The following is a 6,213-nucleotide window of genomic DNA, read 5'->3' on the forward strand; positions in this document are numbered from 1 at the left end:
CCTCGACGTCGGGTACTCGGAGACGGTGGCCGCCGATGCTCGTCCCCAGGTCTGTCAGGGAACTGGGTAGCTGCACTCGCCTATGAAGGAGCTCACTGTGCCCGAGGGGATCGTCCGCTGGTTCGACGCTGAGCGGGGGTTCGGCTTCCTCGACCTCGGTGACCAGGGCGAGGACTTGTTCGTGCACGTCTCCGAGGTGGTGAACGAGGGCGGCTCGGGTCTGCTGCGCGAGGGTCAGGTCGTGCAGTTCGAGGTGGGCGAGTCCGACCGCGGGCCGCAGGCGCGTCGGGTCCGGGTGACGAGCGACCGCGCCGCGGATGCGCCGGTGGGGGTGCTCGGCACCGTCTCCTGGTACGAGCCGGGCAAGGGGTACGGGTTCCTCACGCCCGACGGCGGTGGCGCCGAGATCTTCGTGCACGGCTCGGCGATCGTGGTCGGGGGCGTGATCTCGCAGGGGCAGCGGGTGGCGTTCCTCGTCGTCGACGGGGAGAAGGGGCCGCAGGCGGAGCACGTGCTGCCGCTCGGGGCCGACGCGGCCCGGCCGGCCGTGGTCGACGACGGTGCGGACGGCACCGTGACCTGGTACGACGCGGGCAAGGGCTTCGGGTTCGTCACACCCGACTCGGGTGACGGGGACCTGTTCGTGCACGTCCGGGCGCTGCTCGGGGGGCTGACCGAGCTGGCCGAGGGCGATCGCGTGACCTTCGACGTCGCCGAGAGCGAGAAGGGGCCGCAGGCCCGCAACGTCCAGCTGGTCGGCGGCTCGGCCCCGCGGGGTGCCGCTGCGGCGCCGGCGCGTGGTCGCTCGGCCCGCCCGTCGGCGTCGGACGCCCCGGTGCGTGGCGGCGAGGGCGTCGTCGCCCGGTACGACGCAGACCGCGGGTTCGGTTTCATCGCCCCGGACGCGGGCGGCCCCGACCTGTTCGTGCACGTGTCGGTGGTCCGCGGCGCCGAGGTGCTGGAGGAGGGCGACCGGGTCCGCTACAAGGTGCGCCAGAGCGACCGGGGACCCCAGGCCGACAGCGTCGAGCTCATCTGAGGCAGGTCCCGGGCCCCGTTCCTGGGGTCGGGCCCGCCTCGTTCGGGCATGATCCGTCCATGGACGGATCGTGGGAGGGGCCCGCTGCGCCACCCCTCGCGGTCCAGCCTCGTCGGGCAGCCCCCGGTCGAGGTCCGCGGGCCGTGTCGGGCGTCGCGGTCGTTCTCGCCGTCGTCGTGCTGGGCTGGGTCGGCGTCTCGGCCCGCGGGCTGTGGGTGTACGCGAACCACGACCGGATCGAGCTCATCGACGACCCGGCGGTGGTGCAGGTCGTCGACGCCGCATGTGTCCGGATGAACGAGCAGGTCGCCGCCTCGGCCGTGCCTGCCGGTGCGCCGGCGGACCGTGCTGCGGCTGCGATCCGGGCGCAGGACGCCGCGGTGGAGGAGATGGTGGCCTCGGTCCGCGCCCTGGGCACCGAGCGCCTGGCGAACGACCGACCGACGCAGGCGTGGCTCGCCGACTGGTCGACGCTCGTCGCCGCGAGGGAGCAGCACGCGGACGCGCTGGCATCCGGCGGCACCCCCACCTGGGCCGTCCCGGTCGCCGACGGCACGCCGATCACCCGGCGGATGGCGACGGTCGATGCGCCGTGCGACCCCGCGGCCCTCGCCGACCTGCCCTGAACCGCTCTGGCCGGGTCGAGAGGGTCAGGCCGGCACGGCGGACCGCGGCAGCGCGAGCCCGCTGCCGCCGAATTGCAGGTTCGCCGACCGTCGGGGGTGGCTACCCTCGGCCGGGACAGCCGACGCATGCGGGTGCGCGGTGAGGGCTCCCGGGGGTGGCGGTGGACAGCGCGAGTGCCTGGACGGCGTTGCTCGCCCTGGGTGAGCACGCCGGGGACGAGACCGACGACGACGCCGCGGCCGACCTCGTGCACCTGCTTGCTCAGCGGGGTGAGCCCGTGGTGCTCGGCTGGGCGCTGGCGGCACTCGCCGACCCCGACCCGTGGCACCGACAGGCCTCGGCCTGGGTGCTGGGTGAGCTCGGCTACGAGGACGGACGCCCCTTCGGGGACCAGGTCGTGCCCGCGCTGGTCGAGGCCGCGCGCGTCGAGCGCGACGACGAGACCCGGCAGCTCCTGGTCAGCGCACTCGGTCACGCCGGCGACCCTGCCTGGGTGCGCGAGCTGCTCACGTACGCCGACGACCCCTACCCGCCGGTCCGCGAGGCCGTGGCGGGCGCGCTGCCGAGCATGGTCGGCGACGACGACCTGTCCGCGCAGGCCGTCACCACCCTCATCCGTCTGACCAGTGACGTCGACCCCGGGGTGCGTGACTGGGCCACCTTCGCCCTCGGGACCCAGAGCTCGCTCGACAGCGAGGAGATCCGGGACGCCCTGGCCGCCCGTCTGGACGACGAGGGCGGCGACACGCGCTTCGAGGCCGCCCTCGGTCTGGCCCGCCGCGGTGACGACCGGGTCCTGGCTGACCTCCAGCGGCGCCTCGACGACGCGACGGCGACGATCTACCTGCTGGACCTCGCCACGGCCGCCGAGCTCGCCGACCCCGCGCTGCTGCCCGCGCTCGGCCGGTGGAGCGTCGAGTGGGCCGGCGACGAGGACGAGCACACCCGCGCGCTGGCCTACGCGATCGAGCGCTGCGCACCGGAGACGCACGTCGCGGCGGCCGCCGCGCAGCCGGCGCTCGTGGACGCGGTGAACCGTGCCTTGAGCGACATCGGCTGGGGCGTCGTGCTCGACGGCGACTACCCGCGGACGGTCGTCTCGGTCCGCCGCCCCGACGGGGCCGTCGACCGGGCCCACGGGAGGAGCCGGCTGTGGGAGGACATCAGCCCGACCGGGTTCGACGTCGCGCGCGAGGCCACGAGCTGGGCCGACGCCATCAGGGCGATCGCCGCAGCCGAGAGCGCGTGAACGAGGTCGGCACGTCTGCGCGCCCCTCATGCCCGACGGCGTCGGCCCGTCGGCCAGCCCGGCCCCTCACCCCAGCACGAGCAGCTCCACGCTGCGCGCCCACAGACCCGCGGCGAGCGTCGCGTCGTCGGCCGCCGGCACCGTGCGGCCCGGCTTGCGGCGCGTGTAGTAGCCGCCAGGCTCCCAGCCCTGGTGCGGCGGGGTCTGCGCCAGCCAGACGAGGGTGTCGGCGCCCTTGTCGGTGCTGGCCAGGATGAGGTTCTTCAGCCGGCTGCGGTACATGAAGCGCCACGGCGAGCCGTCGGTGGTGGAGAAGTTGCTGGCGATGCCGCCGGGGTGGAACGACGCGGCAGCCAGGCCCTGTGCGCCGTACCGGCGGTCCAGCTCCTTGGCGTGCAGGATCTGCGCGAGCTTGGACGCGCCGTACGCGCGCGTGGGGCTGTACGCACGCTCGGACTGCAGGTCGGCAAGGTCGAGGCGGCCGAACCGCGCCCCGGCGACGCTCGACGTGTTGATCACGGTGGCGCCCGAGTCGACCAGGCGGTCGTGCAGCAGCTCGGTGAGCAGGAACGGCGCCAGGTAGTTCACCTGGAACGTCGACTCGAAGCCGTCGGGTGTGGTGGACCGCTCGTTCGCGAAGATCGCCCCGGCGTTGTTGGCCAGCACGTCGATCCGCGGGTGGGCGGCCAGCAGCGCTGCGGCGAGGGCGCGCACGTCGTCCAGTCGGGAGAAGTCGGCGACCAGGTGCTCGGCGCCCAGCTCGGCGGCGACCGCTGCGGTCTTGTCCGGGGAACGGCCTACGACCACCACCTGGTCCCCGGCGCGCGTGAGCGCCCGAGCGGCGGCGGTACCGACCCCGTCGCTCGCACCGGTGATGACGACGGTCCTGGCGGGCATGGTGCTCCTCGGGGTGGTGACCAGCGTGCTGCTGAGTCTGCCCGATCCGGGGCTGCGACCGTGTCGGCGCCGGGCCGGGACGCCGTTCGGGGAAGAGCGCGGGGCGGACTCCCTGAAATGCGACCGGGCACCTGCCGATAGGGGGGAGACGACCTTCCGGTCGGGTCGGGCACGTCCAGCGTCGGGCAGCCCGTCCATCCCCGTCCTGGCGGTCGGTGCCGAGCTCTCCCACGACGGTGCGGCATCCGCGCCTGGCGGCTGACGGCGAGCAGCCGGGAGGAGGCGAGATGACTGGACCGCACGATGTGGGTGCCGTGACGACGGCACGGGCCTCCCGCCGTGGTCCGCTGCGCTGGTCGGCCGTGCCCGTCATCGCCATGTGGATCGGCGTGTCCGGTGCGCTGGGGTCGTGGGTCGTCGAGCTGACCACCCACAAGGCGATGCCCATGACGCAGGGCGCGCTGGCGAGCGTCCTGGCCCTGGTTCTGCCGACGGCGGTGGCCTGGTGGGCGGCAGCGGGACGCGGGCGTGAGCTCCTGCCCGCTCGACTGGCCGCCGTCGCCCTGACTCTTTTCGTCGCGGGCACGGTGTGGAACGGTGCCGCCATCCTCGTCACCGGGACCCTGCCCATCCCGTCACCCGCCGATGTGGGCTTCGTCGGGTTCTACACGCTCCTGCTCGCGGCGCTGGGGGTGCTGCTGCGTGCGCATCTGGTCGAGCTGCGGATTCACGCCGGTCTCGACCTGGCCGCCAGCGTCCTCACGGTTCTCGCGCTGCTCTCGGTCCCGCTCGACCCGTTGCTGCACCGTGCACTCGACGGGCAGATGACTCTCGGGCTGGCGCTCGCGGTGCTCTACCCGGTGCTGGACCTCCTGCTGTTCACGGTGCTGATCGCCGTCGTCATGTTCGGCGGCGGGCGCGCCGTGCCGGGCTGGGGCTGGATCGGCGCCGCGCTGGTGTCGTTCGTGGCGACCGATGTCATGTTCGCGGTCGGCCGGATGGACCAGGACGCGCTCACGACGTCGATGCTGCAGCTCGGGTGGTTCCTGGGGATCACCTTCATGGCGATGTGGACGGTGAGCCTCGCCCGGGCCGGACGGCAGGGGGGGCGCCCTGCGCTCGGTCGCTCCAGTGCGCAGTACTCCGAGACGGTCGCGACGGCGACCGCGGCCAGTGCCACGCTCGGCGGGCTGGCGGTGCTGGTCCTGGGCACGAAGGTCGAGCTGTCGATGGCCACCCGGGTCCTCGCGGGGCTGGCCATCGTCTTCTTCGGCGTGCGCGCCCAGGTGGCGTTCCGCCAGGTGCGGCGGCACGCGGCGCTGATGCGGATCGCCCACACCGACGACCTCACCGACCTGCCGAACCGACGTGCGCTGTACTCCCACGCCGAAGATCGTCTGGCGCCGGGGTCCGCGGACGCCGCGCTGCTCCTCATGGACCTCGACCGGTTCAAGGAGGTCAACGACGGCCTTGGGCACCACATGGGGGACCGGCTGCTGGTCCTGGTGAGCCGGCGGCTGCGGTCGTGCCTGCCGACGGGCGCGATGCTCGCGCGCCTGGGCGGGGACGAGTTCGCGATCCTCATGACTGCCGCGAGCCCCGCGCCCGCGTTGGAGCTCGCCGCGCAGGTCCGGGCTGCGATGGCCGTGCCGTTCGTCCTCGACGGGATGTCGGTCGAGGTGACGGTGAGCATCGGCGTGGCCCTGTTCCCCGAGCACGGCGAGGACCTGCCGAGCCTGCTGCGGCGGGCGGACATCGCCATGTACAAGGCGAAGGGTTCGGCGAAGCTCGTGCACCTGTACCGGCCGGGCGCCGACGACGCCGGGACCGAGCGGCTCGCGCGGGTGGCGGAGGTGCGGTCCGCGCTCGAACGGGGTGAGTTCGTGCCGCACTACCAGCCGAAGCTCGACCTGGGTCTGGGTCGGGTCACGGGGGTGGAGGCGCTCGTCCGCTGGCAGCACCCCGTCGACGGTCTGCGCCCGCCGGGGTCCTTCCTCGAGCTCGTCGAGGATGCGGGTCTCATGCCCCGGCTCACCCGGTCGATGCTCGTGCAGGCGCTGGACCAGGTGGTGGCATGGCGCCGCGGTGGTGTGGACCTCACGGTCGCCGTCAACCTGTCGGCGAGCGCGCTCATCGACGCCGAGGTGCCGGGCCAGGTCATGGCGCTGCTCGCCGAGAGGTCGCTCGACCCCTCGGTGCTCAAGCTGGAGATCACGGAGGACCTCCTCATGGCCGACCGCCGTCAGGCGCGCGCCATCCTCACCGAGCTGCGTGACGACGGCGTCCGCATCGCGATCGACGACTTCGGGTCGGGCTACTCCTCGCTGGCCTACCTGCGCGACCTGCCGATCGACGAGCTGAAGATCGACCGGTCCTTCGTCGACCCGCTGACCAGCGACCC

General features: G+C 73.6%; 4 protein-coding genes and 3 pseudogenes. 6 read left to right on the forward strand and 1 reads right to left on the reverse strand.

The window, feature by feature from the left end:
• Positions 1-82: 82 nt before the first annotated feature.
• The 5 genes and pseudogenes from F2B26_RS17775 to F2B26_RS13965 form a co-directional block, all read left to right on the forward strand.
• A pseudogene (locus tag F2B26_RS17775) lies at positions 83-505 on the forward strand (cold-shock protein); the annotation flags it as partial.
• A gap of 42 nt (positions 506-547) precedes the next feature.
• A pseudogene (locus F2B26_RS17680) lies at positions 548-757 on the forward strand (cold-shock protein); the annotation flags it as partial.
• 102 nt (positions 758-859) lie between these two features.
• Positions 860-1,039 (forward strand): annotated as a pseudogene (locus F2B26_RS17685) (cold-shock protein); the annotation flags it as partial.
• 143 nt (positions 1,040-1,182) lie between these two features.
• Positions 1,183-1,665, forward strand: coding sequence for a hypothetical protein (locus F2B26_RS13960; protein WP_159810396.1), 483 nt, complete (start codon positions 1,183-1,185; stop codon positions 1,663-1,665).
• A gap of 161 nt (positions 1,666-1,826) precedes the next feature.
• Positions 1,827-2,915: a HEAT repeat domain-containing protein gene (locus F2B26_RS13965; protein ID WP_159810398.1), complete on the forward strand. Its 1,089-nt coding sequence runs from the start codon at positions 1,827-1,829 to the stop codon at positions 2,913-2,915.
• 66 nt (positions 2,916-2,981) lie between these two features.
• Here the strand turns inward: F2B26_RS13965 and F2B26_RS13970 are convergent, their stop codons facing one another.
• Positions 2,982-3,812 (reverse strand): SDR family NAD(P)-dependent oxidoreductase, encoded by an 831-nt coding sequence (locus tag F2B26_RS13970; protein ID WP_159810400.1) that lies wholly within the window; start codon positions 3,810-3,812, stop codon positions 2,982-2,984.
• A 287-nt stretch (positions 3,813-4,099) separates the two neighbouring features.
• Between F2B26_RS13970 and F2B26_RS13975 the strand changes: the two genes are divergently transcribed.
• Positions 4,100-6,213, forward strand: a 2,114-nt coding sequence (locus tag F2B26_RS13975; RefSeq protein WP_159810402.1) for a putative bifunctional diguanylate cyclase/phosphodiesterase, incomplete at its 3' end; no start/stop codon positions are given.

The sequence above is a fragment of the Cellulomonas citrea genome (assembly GCF_009829685.1).
In the GTDB taxonomy this organism is placed as follows: Bacteria; Actinomycetota; Actinomycetes; order Actinomycetales; family Cellulomonadaceae; genus Cellulomonas; species Cellulomonas citrea.

What these genes read in the sequence shown, in the direction of transcription:
- F2B26_RS13970 (WP_159810400.1), bottom strand. Translation starts at nt 3,812, where the DNA reads ATGCCCGCCAGGACCGTCGTCATCACCGGTGCGAGCGACGGGGTCGGT.